This window comes from Corynebacterium felinum (genome assembly GCF_030408755.1).
In the GTDB taxonomy this organism is placed as follows: domain Bacteria; phylum Actinomycetota; class Actinomycetes; order Mycobacteriales; family Mycobacteriaceae; genus Corynebacterium; species Corynebacterium felinum.
This window is the reverse complement of the sequence record NZ_CP047209.1, coordinates 950,864-974,077: the sequence shown is the minus strand read 5'-3', so window position 1 is coordinate 974,077 and position 23,214 is coordinate 950,864. Positions and strand designations below refer to the sequence as shown.

The following is a 23,214-nucleotide window of genomic DNA, read 5'->3' as shown; positions in this document are numbered from 1 at the left end:
GATTTGAAGCACACACAAAGCAAAAGCCGACGTTATGGTTTCAGTCTCAGAAAACCCCAAAATCACCCCTAATTGGGGGCGAAGAATCCGGCACTACTTCGATGGGAATGCAACAATATAGGGAGCCGAACGCACACCAATGAAGGTATGCACAACGCGCAGGTAGAAAAATCCGCCCATAAATCAAGGAGGCTTAAGCTTTCCATGTCTGAACTCCACTCTGGTATCCCAGATCGCAACCTCGCTCTTGAACTCGTCCGAGTCACCGAAGCAGCCGCACTCGCATCCGGGCGCTGGGTAGGCCGAGGCAAAAAGAATGAGGGCGACGGGGCCGCAGTTGATGCCATGCGTAAGCTAATCAACTCCGTTTCCATGCACGGCGTCGTAGTTATCGGCGAAGGCGAAAAAGACGAAGCCCCAATGCTCTACAACGGTGAAGAAGTTGGCACCGGTGAAGGCGCAGAGGTCGATATCGCAGTCGACCCCATCGACGGCACCACCCTCATGGCAGAAGGTCGCCCGAACGCTATTTCCGTGCTCGCAGCAGCAGAACGTGGCACCATGTTCGACCCCTCCGCAGTGTTCTATATGAACAAGCTCGCTGTCGGCCCTGAGGCAGTCGGCATGGTCGATATCACCGCACCAGTTGCCCATAACATTCAGGCAGTGGCTAAAGCCAAGGGCATTTCCAACTCCGACGTCACCGTGGTTGTCCTTGACCGTCCTCGCCACCATGACCTGATCCGTGACATCCGCGAGGCTGGCGCGAAGGTTCGTCTCATCCGTGATGGTGACGTAGCGGGCGCTGTTGCAGCTGCCCAGGAGTCCAATTCTGTCGACATGATGATGGGCATTGGTGGCACCCCTGAGGGCATCATTACCGCGTGCGCGATGAAGTGCATGGGTGGCGAAATCCAAGGCATGCTTGCGCCAAAGGATCAGGAAGAAGCCGAAAAGGCACGTGCCGCAGGCCACGATCTTGATCGCGTGCTCGGCACCCACGATTTGGTCGCCTCCGATAACTGCTACTTTGTTGCCACCGGTGTGACCAACGGCGATATGCTGCGCGGTGTTTCCTACCGCAAGAACGGCGCAACCACCCGCTCCTTGGTCATGCGCTCCAAGTCCGGCACTGTGCGCTTCATCGAATCGGTGCACAAGCTGGCAAAGCTGCAGGAATACTCCGTTGTTGATTACACCCCTAAGGTGTAACACCCCCGCATAAATGCACGTGTACCCCCTCGTGTGTTCTCGCACGTGCACACAGTGGGGGTGCACCCTGGGAAACCTGCGTTTCCCTGTGGCACTGTGGCCATGAGCTCGCACACAATTGTCATCTCCCGCACAACTTTGTTGATGTGGCAGAAAATAGGCGCTGGCCAGCACCAAAGCCTACTGTAAAGGTGATTCATTTCACTGTGTGGAGTTTCTTTGCCCCTTTGCCACACTTGACGAGATTTTTAGTACATACTTGGATAGTGTTGGGCACACATCGCCCGCAGAAAAATTCCCCCTAACAGCACCTCCTATTCCCCCGCTTCACTTTCGTACCCCCTCTCTTTCTTGCAGTTCCCGCCAGAAAACGCCACTTCTTGAGTTGGCCTCGAGGAACACGAACGGTTGCAAAGGAATACTTGCTGCAAGGACTACCTCCTTCACGGGATTTTCCAAAGCGATGATGTACGCACACTGACAAAGCCGCACAGTTTGAGCACGCTTGCACATACACACACGTATCCCTGTACGCTTCGTGCTCTCGACAGTTTTTCAAAGGTTGGATAACGTTTATGACTGAGTACCGCATCGAACACGACACCATGGGTGAAGTCAAGGTTCCCGTCAACGCCCTCTGGCGTGCACAAACCCAGCGTGCCGTCGAGAACTTCCCCATCTCCGGCCGTGGCCTTGAAGCCGCACAGATCCGCGCCATGGGCCTGCTGAAGGCAGCCTGCGCCCAGGTGAACAAGGATCGCGGATTGCTTGATGCGAAGCAGGCCGACGCCATCATCGCAGCCGCTAAGGAAATCGCCGACGGCAAGCACAACGCTGAATTCCCGATCGACGTATTCCAGACCGGCTCTGGCACTTCCTCGAATATGAACACCAACGAGGTCATCGCATCCATCGCGAAGGCTAACGGTGTGGAGGTACACCCTAACGACCACGTCAACATGGGCCAGTCTTCCAACGACACCTTCCCGACCGCTACCCACGTTGCAGCTACTGAAGCTGCCATCAAGGATCTCATCCCAGGCCTGAAGGTTCTGCACGAGTCCTTGGCTAAGAAAGCTGAAGAGTGGAAGCACGTGGTCAAGTCCGGCCGCACCCACCTGATGGATGCTGTTCCAGTAACTCTGGGCCAGGAATTCGGTGGCTACGCACGCCAGATCGAAGCGGGCATTGAGCGTGTTGAGGCTTGCCTGCCACGTCTGGGCGAGCTGCCAATCGGCGGTACCGCTGTGGGCACCGGTCTGAACACCCCAGCTGACTTCGGCGCTAAGGTCACCGCTGAGCTGGTGAAGCTCACCGGCATTTCCGAGCTGAAGGAGTGCGTCAACCACTTCGAGGCGCAGGCTAACCGCGACGGCTTGGTCGAGTTCTCCGGTGCTATGCGCACCATTGCTGTTTCCCTGAACAAGATTGCTAACGACATCCGTTGGATGGGCTCCGGCCCTCTGACCGGTTTGGCTGAGATTCACCTGCCTGACCTGCAGCCAGGTTCGTCCATCATGCCAGGTAAGGTCAACCCAGTTCTGTGCGAAACCGCTACCCAGGTTGCAGCGCAGGTTATCGGTAACGATGCTGCTGTGGCATTCTCCGGTTCCCAGGGCCACTTCGAGCTCAACGTGTTCATCCCAGTGATGGCTCGTAACGTGCTGGAGTCCGCTTCCCTGCTTGCGAATACCGCTCGCCAGTTCGCTACCAAGCTGGTTGATGGCATCGAGCCTAACGTGGAGCGCATGAAGACTCTGGCCGAGTCTTCCCCCTCGATTGTGACCCCTCTGAACTCCGCAATTGGCTACGAGAACGCAGCCAAGGTGGCTAAGACTGCACTGAAGGAAGGCAAGACCATCCGTCAGACTGTTATCGACATGGGCTTCGTTGATGGCGAGAAGCTCACCGAGGAAGAGCTGGATAAGCGCCTCGACGTGCTGGCAATGGCCAACACCGATCGCGACTAATAACGCATAAGCGCTCAACGCCGCGCACACGAGTGTCATCGTGTGTGCGGCGCATGTATCTGTCGCATAAGCAACGCCCTCACTTTGCAGAATGGCAAGGTGGGGGCGTTGATACTTGTGGAGGTAGGTTTTCTATGCTCGATTGCTTAACAGTTTCTCCATGTTGTCTCGCGAGCCGTCGATATAGTCGCTGAGAAGATCCACAGCTTCTTCAACCTTTCCTTGCTCCAAGAGCGACAAAATGACCTGATTCTTTTTAATAAATGGCCCGTGAACGCTCTCATTTTGCCCAGACGTCATGAATACCAAGCGTGACAGAGCCAGAATGTTCTGCCCTCTGTGGAGCATCAGTTCATTTTCGAGCGATTCGAAAATAGCAAGGTGGAACCGGTTGTTGGCAATGGCCACATCGTCCCAGTCCCCCACAGCAATCGCAGTGGACGCGTGCTCACACGCTGTGCGCATGGCAGCAAGACAGCGATCGGCGGAATCGGTGCGGCTAAAAATTTCACGCAAGCAGGCTGTTTCAAAGACGCGCCGGTACTGGTAGAGGTCGTGCAGATCGTCGGGAGTGAATGATCGTACAAACACGCCCCGGTTTGGGTAGTGCACTAAGAGTCCGTCTTGAATGAGGAGACGGAATGCTTCACGAAGTGTGTTGCGTGATACTCCATGTTTCTCAGAAACCGCAATTTCAGAGAGTTGCTGGTTTGGTTTCAGTTCACCGTCAAGAATCGATCGTGAAAGATTCTGAGAAAGTGCTTCCGCTGCTGTGCGTGCGCGGGTTGTGTGGCGTTGCATTTTCAATGTCGCTTCCGTCTCCTGAGAAACCTGTAATCAACTGCAACTTTAGGCCGTTAAGCAATGTGTGCAATCTTCTTCTTACATCGCTGTAGCAACCCTTTCGTTACAGGTGTTCTTATTTTAATGCCACCATCCGCATAGTTGATACCACAACCTTAGGCCCTACCCCCACTACCCCCACCCTTTCATTTTTGTTGCAAAAGATATTCAGTAAGGGTATAGCACTACACTTGTGCACCTTTATTGCAACCTTGCTCCAAATAGCCTTCCACTATCACCATCCCCCGTGCACACGCGGAAGCACTTTTCATTCACTAGGTAACTTTTTGCACTCAGTGCACTTTTTGTGTTTTACTGGATCAGTGACCAGCAATGAACACATTCCTCTCAGGGAATTAAAACGTCGCAAGACTCTCGCAGCCATTGAATTGCATGCGACCAAACTCGTCGAAGAACGCGGTTTTAAGAACGTCACAGTCGACGATATTTGCGCCGCAGCCCAGATTTCGAAACGCACATTCTTTAACTATGTGGATTCTAAAGAAACAGCAGTCCTTGGCAGCCCCCTTGCCATGCCGGGCGAAGAGGTTCGCGAGAAGTTTAAAAACACCAAACACGATAACCTCGTGCTTGCCCTGATTGATTTCATTGTCATTGATGTCATTGCGATGGAGAAAAAGAGTTTAAGCTCTGCCGACGTCGCCGACCTGGTCGAAAGGCGCAAGCGCATTCGCCTCGCCGATAGAACTATTGGGCTCGACACCCATTACGTGCAATACGAAGTCTTTGAAGCTCTCGTCGCATTGACGGTCGATTACCTCACGGTTCACCCTGAATGCCGCAAGCTCAGCGAGGATAAGATTTTTCAGGAGGCTTTAGCCACTGTTCTCATGGCTACCTCAGCGGTTCGCCAGGGTTTCCGCTTGTGGCTCTCCCCTGATAACGACTGTGAGCTTCTTGATATGTGTCGGGAATCCCTTGAGATGCTTCGCAGCATCCTTTCTTAACTTCTCTTTCTAAGGAAACACTACGAATACGAACACTCCCGTCGCCACTATGAGTGACGACGCTACTTATACACGTCCACTTTCCCCTTCCGCCCCTATTCGTTCCGTTGGTGTGATCATCGCGGCTTTGATGCTCTCGACGTTCATGAGCTCGTTGGGGCAAATGATTTTTGCAACCGCCTTGCCCACCATTGTTGGTGAGCTCGGTGGTATCAACCACATGTCATGGGTGATCACAGCCTTCCTTTTGGGGCAGACTATTTCTTTACCCATTTTTGGCAAACTTGGCGATCTGCTTGACCGCAAGCCTTTGTTCATTGGGGCAAATGCCCTTTTCGTCCTCGGTTCTGTACTGGGCGCTTGCGCCACCAATATGAGTGTGCTGATTGCTGCTCGCGCTTTACAGGGCATTGCCGGTGGCGCGATGATGATTCTGTCGCAAGCTATCACTGCTGAAGTCACCACTCCGCGTACCCGTGGCAAGTACATGGGCATCATGGGTGCTGTTTTTGGTGTCTCCAGTGTGCTCGGCCCAGTATTGGGTGGTTGGTTCACTGATGGTCCTGGCTGGCGCTGGGGTATGTGGCTGAATCTGCCACTTGGTCTCATTGCTATTGGTGCCATCATGTACTTCCTTCATCTTCCTCGAAAAGAGCAGAAGTTCAGCCTGGACTGGATGGGTACTGCAACCATGGCTATTGCCACGACTGCGCTCGTGCTTGTGGTGACCTGGGGTGGACATGAGTATGACTGGTCCGATCCAATCATTCTGGGCCTGATTGCTGTCAGTGTTGCTTTTACTGCCTTGCTGATTGTTGTGGAGCTGCGTGTTGCCGATCCTCTGATTCCGCTGTCAATGTTTCGCTACCGCAATTTCACGCTCACGACCCTTGCGGGCATTGCTGTAGGTGTGTTGATGTTCGGCTCCATGGCTTATCTGCCAACCTACATTCAGATGGTGCATCACATGAGCCCAACAAATGCTGGTTTGATGTTGATCCCGATGATGTTGGGCATGATCGTCACCTCGATTGTTGTGGGTAACGTTGTTACTCGCACTGGTAAGTACAAGATTTTCCCCATCGTGGGTCAGATTGTTATGGCTGGTGCGTTTTTCCTTCTGGGTTCGCTGACTCCTGAGACTTCTCTTACTGTGTTCGGCTTGTATCTGGCTATTTTGGGTATGGGTTTGGGCATGAGCATGCAAATCTTGGTGCTGATTGTGCAAAATACTTTCCCACTCGCACAGGTGGGAGTTGCTACGGGTGCGAATAACTTCTTCCGCCAGGTTGCAGGCACTGTGGGTTCGGCTCTGGTCGGTTCGATGTTCATTTCGCACCTGCATGACAAGTTGGCTGTGAATGTTCCTCAGGCGTTGGCGCAGATCGGTGATCCCGCTCTTGCCCAGCAGCTAGGTGGCGGTAATAGCTTGACCCCTGGCATGGTTGATTCACTGCCTGAGCTTTTGCAGAATGCGATTGGCTTAAGCTACAACGATGCGTTGACTCCGGTCTTCGTTATGCTGGCTCCGCTGAGCTTGGTTGCGATGTTCGTGTTGCTTTTCGTGAAAGAAAACACGCTGCGCGAAACTGCGTAGTTGTCGCTTTAACCTCACACCCCCTTGTTCGTGCTCACGTGTTTTACTGTGATCATGAACAAGGGGGTGTTGTGTGCGCTGGGGGTTATGAGGTGAGTGCTGCTGCTTCTTCGTTGCTGATGTCAGGTTTGGGCAGGAGTTTTTCGTAGATGTCGGTGTCGCGCCATTGTCCTGCCATCTCCCCGTAGGTCATTTTTGCGAGGTGGCGTAGGGTTCCGACTTTTTCAAATCCGCGGGATGTGTGCAGCCTGGCTGATCCGGTGTTTTCGGGGAAGATCCACGAATGGATGGCCCATTTGCCCATGCTTTGGCAGGTGTCGATGAGGGTGTCGAGCAATGCCCCTGCGACTCCGCGTCCGCGTGCGTCGGGGTGAATGTAGATGGAGTCTTCGACGACGCCGTGGAAGACGCTGCGGGAGGAGATGGGTGCGGCTGTGATCCAGCCGAGGATTTTATTGTCGTCGGCGTTTTCGCAGGCGACGAACATGGTGCCGGGGATTTTGGAGTTTTCAAATTTTTCCCAGCTGGGTGCTTCGGTGTCGTAGGAGGCGTGGCCGGTTTCTAACCCCTGCAGATAGATGTGCTGCACTTGCCCGTAGTCGGTGCGGCGCAGTGGTCGGATGTGAAAGTCGGGGTGTGTCATGTTCCCCAGTTCTACCGAAAGATCACCGATTTTTCACTTCGCTGCCTGTGATCGTGGTCTAAATCATCACAGGCTGCGGTTGTGAATTGTGTTTAGCGCCCGCCGCGTTTGCCTCCACGCTTGGGTGTGTGTTTTCCACTACGGTGGGGCTTGGTTTTTGCGATTGCTTTGCCTGCGGTGTTTTTTGTAGTTTTGCTGGTCTTTTTCTCAGCCCCGTGTGTGGTTGTGGGTGCTGATTGTGCGCTGTTTGCTTGTCGACGTCGTTGCTTAGCGAGTGCTTTTTCCCGCGCTGTTTTCTTCGGCTGGGCTTGGCGCGAAGAATTGGGGGTTCGTCCTTTGGCGATGCCCACGAAGTCTTGGATCGCTTCGGAGTCGTTGTCTTTCTTCCACACCAATGCGATGCGTGTGGGTTGGATCTGAGAGCTGTGGAAAGGGCGGTGTTCGATCTGCTTGGCTGAAAGTGTTTTGATCAGCGGGCGGGGGGCGATGGCCACACCAACATTGGCTGCCACCACCTGAAGGTGGGTGCGCAGCTGTGCCACGTCTACGCCAGTTGTTGCGGACATGCGGCAGTGGACGATCTCTTCGGTGATGTCCTCGGGTGTGAGGGCGTCGAGAAGCGAAAGTTCGTGTTCTTTGGGCAGTGCGATTCCTGGTTGCTCTTCATAAAGTTCAACGACGTGGAAGCTGGAATCTATGCGTTGATCGGGCAGGCGCACGAGCCCGAGTTCAGCTTCGCCTGTAATGACCAGTGCGGTCGCATCGTCGCTGGCTACGGAGCTAATTTCCCCGTGTCGGGTGCGTTCGGTGAAACGATTGAACCACTTATCGGGTTCCGTACCCGTGACGAAGCTTAAACTCAACATAGTAGTTAATGGTACCGTTATGGCTGTGAATGAAGAATCTGTACGTACCCAGCCCGCGGTTTTAGCCTCGGCAACTGCCATGAAGCCTCAAACCGCCGCGAAGAAGCTTGGCATCTATTTGCCAGCCACGCCAGAGGAGTTCCAGAACAACGCCCTTGGTCATGACGAGTTCGTTGCGCTGCAAACCAACCCTCCGCAGTGGCTGCAGGAATTGCGACGCACCGGCCCACACCCACGCCCTGTTGTGGCGCAGAAGCTCGGCATCACCATTGCCGCATTGAAGCGCAATGATATGGACAAGCCTTTGACCACTGCCGAAATCAAGGAGCTGCTTGCCAACCAGCCTGAATGGTTGCGCACTGCACGCACCCAGCTTGCTCAGGCGCGCGCCGAAGGTGACTGCGAGGTTACCGAGGACTAAGTATCCTTTAAGGCAAACACTGCCCTGCTTTTCATTCCTTCCACCATCTCACAGCTAAAGTGAGGAAAGGTATGAAAGCAGGGTTTTTCTTATTCACCCCAGCGTATGCAATGTTTTTGAACATTGACCACAAACGTTCGTGGTCTCGTTCGGGTTTCTCTCGCGTGCGGGGTTCTTTGGGTTAGTCTTCCAGAAAGCTGTTAGTTGACGTCTCGTAAATCAATGCCAAAAACCATGCGCATTTGGGAGCGGAAATTTTCACTCCACCGAACATCTTCCGGGGTACAGGGCATGGTCATCCGTTTTCCCCGCTGATCGGGGTGTGTGACCGAGTAATGCTTTTTGCCTAACGCAACCACAAACCCACGGCTTTCGAGTAGCTTCTTCATTTCCTTCGGCGTGGAGGGTAACGGTCCTCGCTGGCTGGGGCCTGCTTTGAGTCTCTTCTTCCGTTGTTTGCGCACCACTTTCCGTTGCACTCGATTCGCCTTCGACTGAGCAGTGGTAGCGCTGTGCTTATCGGCGGGAAAGACTTTCAGAACCACAGTCCGGTCGATATCGACGATGAAGTCGAAGCCTTCGGCTTTATAGCGGAAGCTATCACCCTCCCGAATCCAGCTGGTGCTGTTCGCCACAGCAGATCGCAATTGGTCTTCGGTCATCCCCAAATGTTGCGCTCGATAGAGTGCACTTTCACTCAGCCTAATCTCATCGGGCTCAAAGCCTAGTTCGCTTCCATACGCTCCCATATTTTGGGCAAGCTCATGCTTGATGCTTTCCAGTTCTTCCGCACTGACGGTGGAAACGGGTTGATTCGCAGCCTCCGCGGCCCCATCTGGCGCAACGGTAGTGCCATCAACACCTTTTTCTCGTTCCGCCCCGGCGCGCGCAGGTGCGTGGTCGCTGGGCTCGGATTCAGGTGCAGAGTCGGTGGCGCTGTGTGGAGTTGGAGGGGTCGTTGTGGTGTCTGGTTCTGGGGCGAGTTGTTCGGCTGCTGCTTGGGTGGCGGCATAGATGAATTCGCGTTTTTGTTGTAATCCGAGCCGCCAGCCGAGGGCGTATCCAGCGATGATTGCGAGGGAGAGAACTAGGAAGAGCATTCTGTGGTCACTTCCTGTCCGTAGGGGTGATGCTCATAACTAGGCTGCCTTGGGGGTTGAGTTGAACTGTGACGGTGTTGAGGTGGTATTCCCATCGGTTATTGGGGAGTCGGATTGGTTCTATTGTGTCGAGTTGTGTCAGTAGTTCAGCTGGATCGATGTCGTAGTTAGGAAGTACAAGTTCAATGTCGCGCGTGTACTGTGCTTGGGAGGGTGTGTGGGGTTTGCTGTAGCCGACGCTTCTACGTTTCGGCATCGCTTTCGGGGTGGGTTTCGGTGGGCGTGCTGGCGTAGACGTGCTATCCGCAGATGGTGCTTGCCCACTGTGTGCAGGCAGGGCGCTTGTTGGTTTCTTATTGTCGGTTGCAGGGGTGTTGTCATCCAAGCTAGATGTTTCGGTGCACGTGGACTCGGGAGGAACATCCACAGCTATGCGGATTCGGCTGACGTCACCGTGGCGCAATGCCGCAAAATAGCCAGCCCCGGCAGCTATCACAAAGCACACCACAATAAGCACCGCCCCAACAGTGATCTCCATGGGTGCTCGCCCCCCTCTCATCTCCTCACCTAAAAAATTTCGACATAAACACTAAGGTGACCCCCATCTTAGAGCACTAACTGCACAAGCGAAGCACCCGTGAATTAAATCCCCCAACTGGCTGACCCCATCTGTGCGCCTGCGCCCCCTTCATACACAGGATTTTTGATGAATTCACCCGAGCAAAAACTCGCGCACCTGTGCGAGCCGATCCGGATTGGTTGGGGGAGCTAATCGACGCCCATCACTGCACACAATTTCTGTCACTGCCGTCCACGAATGCAGCGCATTGCCCACCCATACCGGGTACTGCGCTAATTGTTCCACCGACACCTCGCACTCGGTTACATCCACAAGCTGCATTGTGCGCCGCAACGTCACTGAATCCAGCACGCCCCACTGACGCGGAGCCACGCACATCTGATCGTCTTGCCACCACGCAAGCACCCCGTAGCAGGTTTCTTTCGGCAGCCTAGTGGTAGCGTCGAGAAGCAAAGCATCATCGCAACCATGCGCACGCGCGTGGGCATGAAGCACAGCAAGAGCATCCAAATCCCAGCCCTTGATCTCGGGGCGCTCACGCGGATCGTAGTCCTGCGGAACCCACAATGTTGTGGTGCTTCGACGCGGCGGCATGGAGCGTAATCGCAGGTACACCGTGTGGGTATCCACATGAAATTCTAGGCGCGGAAAACCATAACTCACATCCGCAATCGCTTCCTGTACGCAGGAAAGGCTGATGGTGCGCCCACACGCCCGCGCAAAACGCGCCACATGCAGATCCAATCTGGCAACGTGGCCGAAAGTCACGGGGAATGAATCGATGATCACCCGACCCGACACCTCATCATCAGAAGGAACAAAGCTGGTTCCATCAAAGACGAGGAGATCAATATCGTCCATTTAGATCTCCTGCCCTATCAAACGCAACAACGGTGTGGCCTTTGTGAGGGTCTCCGCGTATTCTTCCTCCGGATCAGACAACGCCACAATCGCACCCCCAACCCCGTACGTCAAACGATCCCCGTGGATAACAATGCTGCGGATCACCATCGACAAATCCATCGCACCATCGACACCGAAATACCCCACAGCACCGGAATAAATGCCGCGGGGGGCTTTCTCTAGCTCATCAATGATGTCCATGGTTCGAATCTTCGGCGCACCAGTCATCGATCCCCCAGGAAAAGTCGCCTTCAGCAGATCAACAAGGCTGTATTGTTCAGCAAGCTGGGCTCGGATGGTACTGACTAGCTGGTGCACAGTGGCAAAACTCTCCACCGCAAACAGCGGCTCAGCCTTAACCGTCCCCGGCACCGCCACACGCGACAGATCGTTGCGCACCAAATCCACAATCATCAGATTCTCCGCGCGATCCTTGGCATTCGTAGCCAAATCTAGGCGCAAACGTTCATCCTCTTCAGGTGTTGCACCCCTGGCACGAGTGCCCTTAATGGGGCGCGACTCCACCACGCCAAAGCGATCACACTTTAAAAACCGCTCTGGCGAACTCGACAATAGTGCTAAGTCCCCAAACCGCACTAGGGCCCCTAGCGGGCTTGGATTTGCTCGGCGAAATTCCCCATAGCTTGCACACACATCACACGTATCAATCTGCGCCGACAGTTGGTTTGTTAAACACACCTCATAGGATTCGCCCGCAACAATCGCCTCATGGCAGGCATGAATCAGATCAATATACTCATCCTTACTAAACCGCGCCTTGACAGGCCCCACCGACAAAGCCCCAGCGCCACGCTCAGTAACTGGCGCATCAGAGTCCATGAGCGCTACAAGCTCTTCTTTCATCTGCCTCGCCCACGCAACCTGCTGCTCAATAAGCTCAGGAGAATCCTGATCCACCAAGTACAGCACATGAGTGCGCATGTTCCTATGATCAATAGCGATCATCCGATCAGCAAAAAACAGCTGAATATTCGGTGTCGGTGCTTGGTGCGCTGCACTACCACCACACTCCGCCTTGAGCTCATAGCCCAAATATCCCACCAATCCCAGATTAAAGCCCAACCCGAGATCAGCCACAGCCGAAATATCAGCGCGCACCAGAGAGTTTTCCAGCACCGAGAAACCATCACCGCTGACAGTCGAACTCAACGGGCCACCAGCAACACCCACATAACTCATGCCACCATCAGCATGCGCATGATCGCTGGCATCCAACCAAAAAGGCGCATCCGCAGCAATACGCTGCGCATCCACACACCCCTTCAAACTCAACGCCTGCACACTCAACGAGGACGTATTCCTTAGTGTGGAAACATCGCGACCGGGATGTGCCTGGGTGCTGGTGGCGGCGTCGTCACGCACAGCACCAGTGCGTGCCCCAGCACCGCCACGATGCCGGCGATTATAGTCACGTGCCAGCGCCAAAAAATTACGCACCAACACATGCCCATCAAATCCCCCCACCGACTCAGGATGAAACTGCACACCCCAGATCGGTCGCAGCTTGTGCTCCAACGCCATCACAATGTTATCCCGCGACGTAGCCGTCACGCGGAGCTGCTGAGGAATCGGATCGGCAACCAACGAATGATAACGCACCACTTCAAGCGGCGAGGTTAGCGATGAAAACAGCCCCGAACCCTCGTGCGTAATCAGATCTGTCTGCCCGTGCACCGGCAGCGGCGCAAGCGCAGTCCCCCCGCCGAAGGCATAGCAGATCGCCTGATGCCCCAAGCACACGCCCAACAACGGAGTCGTCGTCTGAGCAATAATCGCAAGCGTCGAACCAATATCGTCCGGGTTGTCCACCCTGCCGGGGCCTGGCGAGCACACGATCGCATCAAAACTGTTCGCAAAATCCACGCTCAACGGTTCGCGGAAATCGACAACGGTCGGCGCGCTGTTCGTTTCGTCCTCAATATAAGCCACCAAATTGTAGGTGAAGGAATCACGGTGATCTATTACAAGGACTTTCACACACAAAAACCTTATTCACCCACACACCCCTTAGCAACACGACAACGCCCCTAGCTGCGCATCTGAGCAGGTAGGGGCGTGAAATCCAAAAATCAGGTCGCTGCTAGACCAGCTTCCACTCTTCCAAACCGTCGTAGAGTGGGTACTGCTGCGCAAGCTTGTCGACGCGCGCACGCAGCGCATCAATAGCCGTTGCGCCAGTCAGCGCCTCAGCGATGATATCGGCAACCTCAGTAAACGCTGCCGCATCGAAACCGCGAGTAGCCAGCGCAGGAGTACCGATACGCAGACCGGAAGTGACCATTGGTGGGCGTGGATCGAAAGGAACCGCGTTGCGGTTGACAGTAATACCCACCTCATGCAGCAAATCTTCAGCCTGCTGGCCGTCCAGCTGCGAGTTACGCAGATCCACAAGCACCAAGTGCACGTCCGTGCCACCGGTGAGTACATCCACACCGACCGCTGCGCAATCAGCGTGAGTCAAACGCTCAGCGATGATCTGCGCCCCCTCGATGGTGCGCGCCTGACGATCCTTGAACTCTTGGGTTCCAGCGATCTTCATAGCCACAGCCTTTGCCGCAACCGCATGCATCAGTGGACCACCCTGCTGGCCTGGGAATACAGCAGAGTTAATCGCCTTCGCGTACTCCTGCTTTGCCAAAATCAGACCAGAACGAGGACCACCCAAAGTCTTGTGCACGGTGGTGGACACAACATCAGCAAAAGGAACTGGGCTTGGGTGCAAGCCAGCAGCAACCAAACCAGCGAAGTGAGCCATATCGACCCACAGTTTCGCGCCCACTTCATCAGCAATAGCGCGGAAAGCAGCGAAATCCTGGTGGCGAGGGTAGGCAGACCAACCAGCGATCAGAACCTGTGGGCGCTCTTCAAGCGCCATGTCACGGACTTTGTCCATGTCGATGCGGAAGGTGTCGGGCTCAACACCATAAGCGGCAACTTCATACAGTTTGCCAGAGAAGTTCAGGTGCATACCGTGGGTCAGGTGCCCGCCGTGTGCAAGCGACAGACCCATGATTTTCTCACCGGGCTTCGCCAATGCCATCAGCACAGCAGCATTTGCCTGCGCACCAGCATGTGGCTGCACGTTGGCGAACTCTGCGCCGAACAGTTCCTTCGCACGATTACGTGCAAGGTCTTCGACAACATCGGCGTGTTCACAACCACCGTAGTAGCGGCGCCCTGGGTAGCCTTCAGCGTATTTGTTGGTGAAAACCGAACCTTGAGCCTGCAGTACTGCGCGAGGAACGAAGTTTTCGGAAGCAATCATTTCTAGGGTGTTACGTTGGCGAGAAAGCTCACCGGCAAGAGCGCCCGCGACCTCAGGGTCGAGTTCTGCAAGCGGTTGGTAACGGATGTCATTCGTCATGAAGGACACTCACACCTTTCGTTGTTGTGCATACGTGTTGAGCCCACCCTCCTGGCCATAAGTACTTCAGACACCTTTATGCGTTGAAAAGTTCCGTTGCCTACCACCGAGGAAAGTACTCACCGAAAAGCATAACCGAAAGAGTGAAAAAACTTGGGGTCAGACCCATTACCCACCAATAACCGACAGGTCAAAGCCTTAATTGGTTGAAAAATCCACTATGGGGCAACCACAAAGTACCAAGGCATAGCTATGCCACACCTCGCTTCCAACTGACCAAAGTGTGGCAATGATTAACCAGCAGACAGCTTTTTTCTCATCCAAAAGTAGTTTAACGCCAGGCTCACAGCGGTCAAGCAACAGCTTGTGAGGAAGACTTGAATGAAAGCCGAAGTACCTTTCAACTCAGGATCAAGTGCAAAGGCAGGCGAATTAAACGCAAGACTGAAAGTCATCAGCGCATAAGGCACAAAGAATCGCAAAAGTGCACCTATAGAGTTTGAAATAGCGACAAAGCTCAAGATGGACAGACCTAAGCAAACGCCAACAGATGTTGCAAACCCTCGAAAGACTAGTGCTAAGAAGTTCTGTAATGCAGCGACTGAAATCAAGGCAACAAACGCCAACACATTGCTTTGGAAAAACCCTAGCCCGGATTTTTCATGGGGTGGGGCTTAAAAGGTGTGTAAAAAGTAAAGAAAGTGCTTCTTGACCTGCTAGAATAGAGATGTTGTTAAGCCTTTATTCCAAGCAGAAAAGGAGCACTTTCATGGTGAAGACTACTACATACACCCCTATGATGGCCAGCTGCACCCGTCTTGTTTCCCGCGCGGGGGTGTTACCCTTTGCTCATGTAGCTCAATTAGTCGGGATTGGTGCCAGCCTTGATCGTGTTTTCTCACGGCAACGGTTAACACATACTTTTGGTGATGCGTGTACTGGGTTAGCGTTATCGTTAATTGCTGGTGGTGACGATGTTAAAGACATCAACTTGTTAGATTCTGTTTCGACAGCATTATCGTCTCAGCCATTGCCGTCGGTATCAACCCTGTGGCGGCGACTGACAGAGCATAAAGACACCAGCGATAAAATACGTGAAGAATTCCTTCACGCGATCAAATACGCCCGTAGCACACTATGGAACCTGCTGGGCGATCAAGCCCCACATAAGCTCGCTACAGTAGACAAACCCCTGATAGTAGATATTGATGCGACACTGATCTGTGCGCATTCTGGCAAGGAAAAAGCCGCACCTACCTATAAGAAGGGGTTTGGTTTCCACCCATTATGTGCTTTTATCGACTACACCAGCGTAGGGTTAACTGGTGGGGAATTTTTAACCTGTCTGCTTCGCCCAGGTAACGCGGGAGCAAACACCGCTAATGATCATTGCCAGCTTGTCAAAGAAATCCTGACCGCTCTCCCCGATCACAGCGATGGCAAACCTTGGGGCAAACGACTTGTTATCCGTGCTGACAGTGCTGGTGGGACAAAACAATTCCTTAGCTCCTTAGACGACCATGACCTCGGTTATGTTGTTGGCTTTTCACCCTCACCTACAGCAAGTATCCTCCTCAATGAGCACATCAGATCCGGTAACGAAGCAACTAGTCACACAGATTATCGATCATTACGTAACACCCGTGTGCCAATTGTGCGTGGCAATGGGGATATCAGCTTTGATGACCAACACTTCCTTGAAGACATCACCGGACTACTACAAACCGCACACCTAGAAGATGACAAACCACTGGTGAACCTTCTTACTGATTACCCCACCACGATGCGCGTGATCGCACGGATAGAATCCCCCCCACGCAGGGTGCCAACACAGCATTTTCAATCAACTCGGCATACGCACCCAATTATGCGCAACAAACCTCAACTGCAATATTCAACGCATTGACCAGTACTATCGCCAAAGATCACTATGCGAACAACACATCAAAGACGCCAAAGATCAAGGCCTTGCAAAACTACCGTTTTGCCAGTTCAAAGCTAACCAAATCTGGTGTCTCATCATAACCTTAGCCCACCAACTTCTCACCTGGACAAAACTACTCGACCATCACTACAACAACCACAACAGCGGCAACAACAAGAAACGAAATCAATCCGACAACCCGTGGTGGACATGGGCACCAAAAACCATTCGAGCAAGGTTTATTGCAATCTCTGCAAAAATCACGACAAGCAGCAGGCGCATATACCTCCACCTCGATCAACAAAGCACACACACCCCCACACTGGTGACACTTATGGAATACACCCAAAACCTCCTACGCCCCCTTAAAAAACGAAAAACCTAACCCCCTCAACCACAACACGCAGCAGACCCCACCACCGGCAGCCAACCGCAGGCACCCCACCACAAAACCCCACCACAAAAACACGGACGTACACCTTGCCATTGAAAACCACAACCAAAGGCGAAGGTGCCCCAACCAACCCCACAAACACACCACCCCAACCCACCACCACCAAACCCACCCCATGAAAAATCTGGGCTAGTGGATCAACCCCATTAATTGAAAGCACTACGCCAGCCAGAACAGTGAGACTGCAATAAATAATATGCATCACCGCTGCAAGAACTACCGTAGCAATCAACTTACGCACCAAGAGCAGCACCACACTCTCGTTTGAGAGTATGAGCGCATTCCAATGGCAAGGTCGCTTGTCATCATTCCAGATAGTTGCGCTAAAAACACCAACGGAAAGTGAAAAGAAGAGCAACGTGTAAAACAACCCCGTCTGCGCAGTAAAGGACTGCCAGCCATTCTCAAATTGGTCGAGATTATTCCCATAGTTGATCACACCAATGGCAACAGTCAGTATTGGCACAATGAGGCAAACCAGCCAAACGGGCGATCTCTTGATTTTGAACAATTCTATAAGCACTGAAATTTCCTCACACTTCTTTAACAAACTTCAGGATAAGAATATAGGCAATAAAGAAGGAAAACAGCACGAAGAAAAATACGTGCATCCAATTCGTTTGCACAAGCACAACACTTCCATCGACCATGCGGACGGGGGAAGTATAGGCAAAATATGCCCAAGGAAACAGATAACTCAGTGGCAAGGAAACAAGCATGAACGCTGCCGCAAGGAAGGAATTAATCATGCCAAAAACAATCGTAAACACCTGATTTTTACTTGCTATTGCCACCACGCAGGAAAACAGGTAGAAAACGATGCCCACAATCAGAATTGCGGAATAATAGAGCCACCATTCACTACCAATTGGCGCGGTAATACCACAAATTTTGCCAATCACAATGGCGCACACCAGTTGAGTAGTCGCAGCGAGGACTAAGTAACCGATCGCAACAATAACTTTTGCATTAACAGCCCGGAGTGGACTAATTCCCGACATCGCCAGTAAAAACCAACCTTTGTGGTCAAATTCGTTCTCCACCTGCTTGCTTGCAACTACGGCTGTAAACACTGGCCAGACGAGTGCGCCGAAGAATGTTATCGACAACAAAACCGAATGCCATGCAAATGGAGTAGAGAGATTATCTATGGGAATCGAACCGCTGAGTAGTGAAAAAGTAGAAAGAATTGCAATGACCAGCGCAATGGATAGCGACAGGATATACAGTCGCAGCTTTTTAGTCTTCACCACCTCAGTGACTAACAAATCAATCATCATAGTGCCTTTGCCGTGATAGCCATGAAGACATCTTCAAGGCTTTCTTGTTGTCGGGAAATTTCGTGAATTGCGACACCAGCGTTAATTAGTCGCTGACAAACATCGTTGATATCCGCGTTCATCACCGATGGAATGACCGCCCCACCCCTGACAATTTTTGAATCGACAAAAATCTCCGCCACACTTTCAGCATCGGGCGTGCGGACAAATAGTGAATTAGCATAAGAATCAATAAGCGCGCCCCGTTCACCCTGAAATACAAGTTTCCCCTGTTTGAGCACACCAAAATGGCTCGCTATTTTTTCAACCTCTGCCAAGATATGTGAAGAAACCATGATCGTCGTACCACTGTGCGCTAATTCCTGAAACAGCTGCCTAATCTCGTCAATGCCCGCCGGATCAAGACCATTAATTGGTTCATCCAGTACTAGAAGTTTTGGCTTACTAACTATTGCCAACGCGATACCCAGACGCTGTTTCATACCCAAAGAATAATGCCCAACTTTTTTATCTTTGTTTGGAATAAGTCCAACTTTGTCCAAAGCCCAATACACATTGTCAGCCGGAAGTTTCAGCAGTCGCTGTACGACTTGTAGATTTTCCACCCCTGTGAGCTGACTGTAGCCTGGGGGTTCTTCAATTAATCCGCCGATCGTTCCGATGAACTTCGCACGCGTTGCTGGATTTAAGGCTTGGCCATTGATTTTAATGTTCCCTGCAGTTGGAGCACTCAAGCCTAAGAGCATTTTCATTGACGTCGTTTTGCCTGACCCATTCGGTCCAAGAAATCCGTAAATAGACCCTCGGGGTACCCGCAGATTAAGATCATCAATAATTTTTTTACCCTTGATTACTTTACTGAGATTTTCGGTATGAATAGCAAGCGCTTCCATGTTTCTTCCTTATGCGATTGTGTCATTCTCGTATTGGCATGCAAGACGATTGAGCGCCTACTTCCCCCTCAGGACACAAGCTTTTCCCAGTAGCACTTACAGCAAATAGTGGCACTGAAGGAAGGGGGAATAGGATCAATCTTTAGTTTGGGTCTATCATAGTTATTTTTCAATCACAGCGGTAGGACTTTTCGCTTTATCCCAATGCGAAGGACCTATCGCCTTCAGTACACCTGATACCCCGTTTTTCCTTAATTTACTGGGGATATTTATCCTAACTAATTGCACCTGTTTGCTGCATGCTTCACAATTCCTCTATGAACTTCAGCATCCACTATTGTCACGTCTATGTATTCGCTGTTCGACTATCTCCGTAATTTATGGGCTTAGTATTCGCATTGATACACACAGCTAGAAGTGGTGTAGAGATTTGCTGCACTTGTACGCAGTTGGCAGAATGATATCCTATGGCTAAACCCCACGACTCCAGCCCCTACTTGGATTTCGACCGCAGCTCCTGGCGCGAGCTGCGTAAGTCTTTTCCCCAAGTACTGGCAGAAGAAGAAGTCGAACAGCTGAGGGGTTTAGGCGAAAACGTTGACCTCAACGAAGTTGCCGAAGTCTACCTCCCCCTGTCGCGTCTGATTCACCTGCAAGTTCAGGCACGCCAAGAGCTCACCGCGGCCACCGAAACCTTCCTCGGCGAACGCAGTCAACATGTGCCTTTCGTCATCGGCATTGCTGGATCAGTTGCTGTGGGCAAATCTACCACCGCCCGCCTACTACAGGTACTGCTGCAGCGCTGGCCGAGCCACCCCCACGTCGATTTGGTCACCACCGACGGTTTCCTCTACCCCGCCGCTGAGCTGAATCGGCGCGGAATCATGCGGCGCAAAGGCTACCCCGAGTCCTACGATCAGCGCGCCTTACTGCGCTTTGTTACAGATGTAAAATCCGGCAAACCCAATGTGCAAGCCCCCGTCTACTCCCATACCCTTTACGACCGAGTTCCAGGTGAGTACATCACTGTCAACCGCCCCGACATTCTCATCGTCGAAGGACTCAACGTGCTCCAAACTGGGCCGACGCTGGTGATTAGTGATCTATTCGATTTCTCAGTGTATGTCGACGCACGCACCGAAGACATTGAGCGCTGGTACATCGAACGATTCTTGCAGCTGCGTTCGACAGCCTTTCGTGCCCCCGATGCGCACTTCTCACACTATGCGGAACTGCCTGACCAAGCCGCGATCCAAGAAGCCCGCGATATTTGGCAAACAATCAACCTGCCCAATCTGGTGGAAAATATTGTTCCCACGCGCGTCCGCGCATCCTTGGTGCTGGCAAAGGGCGCAGATCACAGCGTCAAACGGGTGCGCATGCGCAAAATCTAACACCCGACACTCCTGCGCTTATCGACGTCGCCAGCACGCGTTGCCCTACAGGTGCTGGATCACCTGAAACTCCACGCAGACCACATCAGTGCCCGCCTCAAGGCGGAAATCATCACAACCAAGGGCCGTGCGAAAGTCTGTCGACTCCCAGAACTCTCGATGCGCATCGCGCCATTGCTCCACTGTTGCAAAACCCTCACCCTCCCCAATCACATGGGAGAGACTCACCTGAGCACACGGGCAAATACGCACTCCCACAACCTCAGTAATGCAAACAGGTTGTCCTGCTGAATCCACCACCACTTCCCGATCGCCCACGGCTGGAAGGGAATGCTGGAGCTGTTCATACTCAACAACAAGCGAACTTGTGGTGGTTTTCTCCCCTGCCACAATGGCTGCGACTAGGCGATCACGCAACGGGCCAGGAAAGGCATACTCCCCTCGTGGAAGCTGGGAAAAGTCAACGCAAGTATCGTCCACGATGATCCTTTCTCTTCTGTGCAGCGCTCTCCAAGGTGGGATCACCCCAAGGATTGTGTGCTTTTACTTTCCAAAACGGCGTGACCGTTTAGAGTAATCTCGCAGCGCACGCAGGAAATCGAGACGCCTGAATGCCGGCCAATAAGTATCGGTGAACCAAATTTCCGAATAAGCTGCCTGCCAGAGCATGAACCCCGACAAACGTTGCTCACCTGAGGTGCGAATCACCAAATCAGGATCTGGTTGGCCGGAGGTATACAGGTGGGAAGAGATGGATTCTGGGGTGATTTTCGCAGCCATATCCTCAGGCTTGGTGCCTTGAGCAGCTTCCGCATTAATCACTTCGCGGACTGCATCCACGATTTCTTGTCGGCCACCATAACCGACTGCCACATTCACGATCACGCCGGTGTGTCCGGAGGTTTTCTCCGCGGCTGTTTGAAGACGAGCCGACACATGCTCCGGCAAAAGATCGAGGTGTCCGACAAGACGCACACGACAATCACGCATGGGGTCGGAAAGCTCATCCACCACATCCCCGATGATATCGAGAAGCAGCTGTAATTCCTCGTGCTCGCGGCTCAAGTTTTCGGTGGACAACAGGTAGATGGTGACCAGTTCGATGTCGGTGTCTTTACACCACGAAACCATCTCACCGATTTTTTTCGCACCCACCCTATGCCCGTGGCTGACATCAATGAAGCCAGCTTCGCGAGCCCAGCGTCGATTGCCGTCGCACATAATTGCCACATGGCTGGGCTGTTTCACCCCGGAAATTTCACGGAGAAGACGCCGCTCGTATGCGGGGTACAGCAATTGCGGGAGTGAAAATTTGATCACGTTAGAACCAGTGCTTCTTCCGGCGATCCAAAACGCCAGCTTCAGCCATAGCCTTATCCAACGTCTCTGCATCGAAAAGATCCAGGCCGTGCGCTTCAGCGAAGAGGCGACGGCGGTTCATACGCGAATAGCGGCGGTGGAAAGCCCAACCAATAAAAAGCACTGCGACGACAAGTGCGATCAAAACGAACCAACCAATGGGTGAAGCTTTACCGAACTCACTACCGACAGGGCCCGCGCCCTGCTGTGCCATGAAAACGACGGTGTTGATATCCAACGGAATTCTTCTTTCACTTTCGACAACGGAAGCCACCACCCAGCCACAACCCGCTACCCCAGTCTGACCTGGATTTGCGCCCAGATCAGGCAAGCTGCAGCAGACTGCCGTGGCTAGAGAAGGCAGTAATCACACTCTTAAAACCTTGATTATATCTCTACTGCGTGCACACACCAGAGATAATCCATTCACACGCCACAACACAGCAGCACCGAGTGCTCAACGACACTACAGCCTTGAAGCATTCAACTCTGCCGATGGCGAAAGGTTAGCTCAAACCGGCGAACAGGCAATCTTCAGGGAACGTGGTGGACACGCGTGTGCGTGCTAGTTCAAATTCCTCCGTGGGCCAGTACTTTTTCTGCACCTCAATGGGGGTTCCGAAAAACGTTCCGGCCGGGTCGATTTGGGTGGCATGGGCACGCAGCGCTTCATCACGCTGTTCAAAATACTCAGAGCATTCCACTTGGGTGGTCACTCGCAGCATGATGTCACCCTTGTGTGCTTGCCAGCGTTCCAATATCTCAGAGTAAGGGCTGGGCTTACCGTCAGCAATGGCTAAATCATGGAACATTTGAAGCCGTTGGCGGATAAAGCCGTGCGTGTAGTACAACTTCTTCGGTTCAAATGCTTCACCCAGATCGGGGCGATAATCGGCTTGTCCGGCGCGTTCCCACGCAAGCATGGACACTTCGTGCACCTTGAGGTGGTCGGGATGTGGGTAGCCGCCGTTTTCGTCGTAGGTGATGATCACGTCGGGACGAAATTCACGGATGGTTGCTACTACTTTGGCCACTACTTCTTCAGTATCGGCAAGCGCGAAACAGCCTGCCGGAAGGGGTGGCAGCGGATTGCCTTGAGGCAAGCCGGAATCTTCATAGCTGAGCCATTTGTGGCTCACCCCCAGTGCAGCGACTGCGGTGGCCATTTCTTCCTTGCGCACCGCAGAGATGTTTTCTAGTACACCAGGTTTATTCATCGCGGGGTTGAGGATATCGCCGCGTTCACCACCGGTGCATGTGAGAACCATAACGTCGTGGCCTTCAGCAACGTAGCGGGCCATGGTTCCGGCGCCTTTGCTCGATTCATCATCTGGATGCGCGTGAATCGCGAGAAGTCGCATCGTTTTTATTCCTCACTCTCTTGGAAAATTCACATTGACGCTATGCCCTACGCAAAACCCC

24 protein-coding genes are annotated in these 23,214 nt (G+C 52.9%); 8 read left to right on the top strand and 16 right to left on the bottom strand.

The window, feature by feature from the left end:
- Nucleotides 1–204: 204 nt before the first annotated feature.
- Both glpX and CFELI_RS04290 read left to right on the top strand, forming a co-directional pair.
- Complete coding sequence (gene glpX, locus CFELI_RS04295) at nt 205–1,212, top strand: class II fructose-bisphosphatase (RefSeq protein ID WP_277105672.1); 1,008 nt, start codon at nt 205–207, stop codon at nt 1,210–1,212.
- Nucleotides 1,213–1,787: 575 nt separating this feature from the next.
- Nucleotides 1,788–3,182, top strand: a complete 1,395-nt coding sequence (locus CFELI_RS04290; RefSeq protein ID WP_277105671.1) for a class II fumarate hydratase — start codon at nt 1,788–1,790, stop codon at nt 3,180–3,182.
- Between the two features lie 132 nt (nt 3,183–3,314).
- Here the strand turns inward: CFELI_RS04290 and CFELI_RS04285 are convergent, their stop codons facing one another.
- Nucleotides 3,315–3,983 carry a GntR family transcriptional regulator gene (locus CFELI_RS04285; RefSeq protein ID WP_277105670.1) on the bottom strand — a complete coding sequence of 223 codons (669 nt, stop codon included), beginning with the start codon at nt 3,981–3,983 and terminating at the stop codon, nt 3,315–3,317.
- 365 nt (nt 3,984–4,348) lie between these two features.
- Here CFELI_RS04285 and CFELI_RS04280 point away from each other — a divergent pair, with 365 nt between their 5' ends.
- Together CFELI_RS04280 and CFELI_RS04275 are read left to right on the top strand one after the other, a co-directional pair.
- Complete coding sequence (locus CFELI_RS04280; RefSeq protein ID WP_277105669.1) at nt 4,349–4,993, top strand: TetR family transcriptional regulator; 645 nt, start codon at nt 4,349–4,351, stop codon at nt 4,991–4,993.
- Nucleotides 4,994–5,042: 49 nt separating this feature from the next.
- The gene (locus CFELI_RS04275) at nt 5,043–6,590 is read left to right on the top strand and encodes an MDR family MFS transporter (RefSeq protein WP_277105668.1); all 1,548 of its coding nucleotides are present in this window, start codon (nt 5,043–5,045) and stop codon (nt 6,588–6,590) included.
- Between the two features lie 85 nt (nt 6,591–6,675).
- On the opposite strand, the gene CFELI_RS04270 is transcribed toward CFELI_RS04275, so the two are convergent.
- Entirely contained in the window at nt 6,676–7,233 is a 558-nt protein-coding gene (locus CFELI_RS04270; RefSeq protein WP_277105667.1) for a GNAT family N-acetyltransferase, read from the bottom strand.
- Between the two features lie 92 nt (nt 7,234–7,325).
- Nucleotides 7,326–8,099 (bottom strand): LysR family transcriptional regulator substrate-binding protein, encoded by a 774-nt coding sequence (locus tag CFELI_RS04265; RefSeq protein WP_277105666.1) that lies wholly within the window; start codon nt 8,097–8,099, stop codon nt 7,326–7,328.
- A 19-nt stretch (nt 8,100–8,118) separates the two neighbouring features.
- Between CFELI_RS04265 and CFELI_RS04260 the strand changes: the two genes are divergently transcribed.
- Nucleotides 8,119–8,520: a DUF5997 family protein gene (locus tag CFELI_RS04260; RefSeq protein ID WP_277105665.1), complete on the top strand. Its 402-nt coding sequence runs from the start codon at nt 8,119–8,121 to the stop codon at nt 8,518–8,520.
- A gap of 200 nt (nt 8,521–8,720) precedes the next feature.
- On the opposite strand, the gene CFELI_RS04255 is transcribed toward CFELI_RS04260, so the two are convergent.
- The 6 genes from CFELI_RS04255 to CFELI_RS04230 form a co-directional block, all read right to left on the bottom strand.
- Nucleotides 8,721–9,620 carry a hypothetical protein gene (locus CFELI_RS04255; protein ID WP_277105664.1) on the bottom strand — a complete coding sequence of 300 codons (900 nt, stop codon included), beginning with the start codon at nt 9,618–9,620 and terminating at the stop codon, nt 8,721–8,723.
- A 7-nt stretch (nt 9,621–9,627) separates the two neighbouring features.
- Nucleotides 9,628–10,158 carry a hypothetical protein gene (locus CFELI_RS04250; protein WP_277105663.1) on the bottom strand — a complete coding sequence of 177 codons (531 nt, stop codon included), beginning with the start codon at nt 10,156–10,158 and terminating at the stop codon, nt 9,628–9,630.
- Nucleotides 10,159–10,332: 174 nt separating this feature from the next.
- Nucleotides 10,333–11,061, bottom strand: a complete 729-nt coding sequence (locus CFELI_RS04245; RefSeq protein WP_277105662.1) for an aminotransferase class IV — start codon at nt 11,059–11,061, stop codon at nt 10,333–10,335.
- The gene (gene pabB / locus CFELI_RS04240) at nt 11,062–13,101 is read right to left on the bottom strand and encodes an aminodeoxychorismate synthase component I (protein ID WP_277105661.1); all 2,040 of its coding nucleotides are present in this window, start codon (nt 13,099–13,101) and stop codon (nt 11,062–11,064) included.
- Between the two features lie 103 nt (nt 13,102–13,204).
- Nucleotides 13,205–14,488, bottom strand: coding sequence for a serine hydroxymethyltransferase (gene glyA / locus CFELI_RS04235; protein ID WP_277105660.1), 1,284 nt, complete (start codon nt 14,486–14,488; stop codon nt 13,205–13,207).
- A 293-nt stretch (nt 14,489–14,781) separates the two neighbouring features.
- On the bottom strand, nt 14,782–15,117 hold the full coding sequence (locus CFELI_RS04230) for an ABC-2 transporter permease family protein (RefSeq protein ID WP_277105659.1): 336 nt from the start codon (nt 15,115–15,117) through the stop codon (nt 14,782–14,784).
- A gap of 167 nt (nt 15,118–15,284) precedes the next feature.
- On the opposite strand from CFELI_RS04230, the gene CFELI_RS04225 reads away from it, so the two are divergent.
- Nucleotides 15,285–16,394 carry a transposase gene (locus CFELI_RS04225; protein WP_290259054.1) on the top strand — a complete coding sequence of 370 codons (1,110 nt, stop codon included), beginning with the start codon at nt 15,285–15,287 and terminating at the stop codon, nt 16,392–16,394.
- On the top strand, nt 16,324–16,797 hold the full coding sequence (locus CFELI_RS13620; protein WP_353959546.1) for a transposase: 474 nt from the start codon (nt 16,324–16,326) through the stop codon (nt 16,795–16,797). The genes CFELI_RS04225 and CFELI_RS13620 overlap by 71 nt, the downstream gene beginning before the upstream one ends.
- On the opposite strand, the gene CFELI_RS04220 is transcribed toward CFELI_RS13620, so the two are convergent.
- From CFELI_RS04220 to CFELI_RS04210, 3 genes are read right to left on the bottom strand one after another with little or no spacing between them, the layout of a single operon-like run.
- Entirely contained in the window at nt 16,778–17,389 is a 612-nt protein-coding gene (locus tag CFELI_RS04220; RefSeq protein ID WP_290259535.1) for an ABC transporter permease, read from the bottom strand. The genes CFELI_RS13620 and CFELI_RS04220 overlap by 20 nt on opposite strands.
- A 10-nt stretch (nt 17,390–17,399) precedes the next feature.
- Nucleotides 17,400–18,146 (bottom strand): ABC transporter permease, encoded by a 747-nt coding sequence (locus CFELI_RS04215; RefSeq protein ID WP_277104510.1) that lies wholly within the window; start codon nt 18,144–18,146, stop codon nt 17,400–17,402.
- Nucleotides 18,143–19,039 (bottom strand): ABC transporter ATP-binding protein, encoded by an 897-nt coding sequence (locus CFELI_RS04210; protein WP_277104509.1) that lies wholly within the window; start codon nt 19,037–19,039, stop codon nt 18,143–18,145. The genes CFELI_RS04215 and CFELI_RS04210 overlap by 4 nt, the downstream gene beginning before the upstream one ends.
- Before the next feature lie 467 nt (nt 19,040–19,506).
- Between CFELI_RS04210 and coaA the strand changes: the two genes are divergently transcribed.
- On the top strand, nt 19,507–20,433 hold the full coding sequence (coaA, locus tag CFELI_RS04205; RefSeq protein WP_277104508.1) for a type I pantothenate kinase: 927 nt from the start codon (nt 19,507–19,509) through the stop codon (nt 20,431–20,433).
- Nucleotides 20,434–20,478: 45 nt separating this feature from the next.
- On the opposite strand, the gene CFELI_RS04200 is transcribed toward coaA, so the two are convergent.
- The 4 genes from CFELI_RS04200 to mca form a co-directional block, all read right to left on the bottom strand.
- Entirely contained in the window at nt 20,479–20,913 is a 435-nt protein-coding gene (locus CFELI_RS04200; protein WP_277104507.1) for an ASCH domain-containing protein, read from the bottom strand.
- 63 nt (nt 20,914–20,976) lie between these two features.
- On the bottom strand, nt 20,977–21,753 hold the full coding sequence (locus CFELI_RS04195) for an isoprenyl transferase (RefSeq protein WP_277104506.1): 777 nt from the start codon (nt 21,751–21,753) through the stop codon (nt 20,977–20,979).
- A 1-nt stretch (nt 21,754) separates the two neighbouring features.
- Complete coding sequence (locus CFELI_RS04190) at nt 21,755–22,006, bottom strand: hypothetical protein (RefSeq protein WP_277104513.1); 252 nt, start codon at nt 22,004–22,006, stop codon at nt 21,755–21,757.
- Nucleotides 22,007–22,298: 292 nt separating this feature from the next.
- Nucleotides 22,299–23,153 carry a mycothiol conjugate amidase Mca gene (mca, locus tag CFELI_RS04185; RefSeq protein ID WP_374724721.1) on the bottom strand — a complete coding sequence of 285 codons (855 nt, stop codon included), beginning with the start codon at nt 23,151–23,153 and terminating at the stop codon, nt 22,299–22,301.
- Nucleotides 23,154–23,214 lie beyond the last annotated feature (61 nt).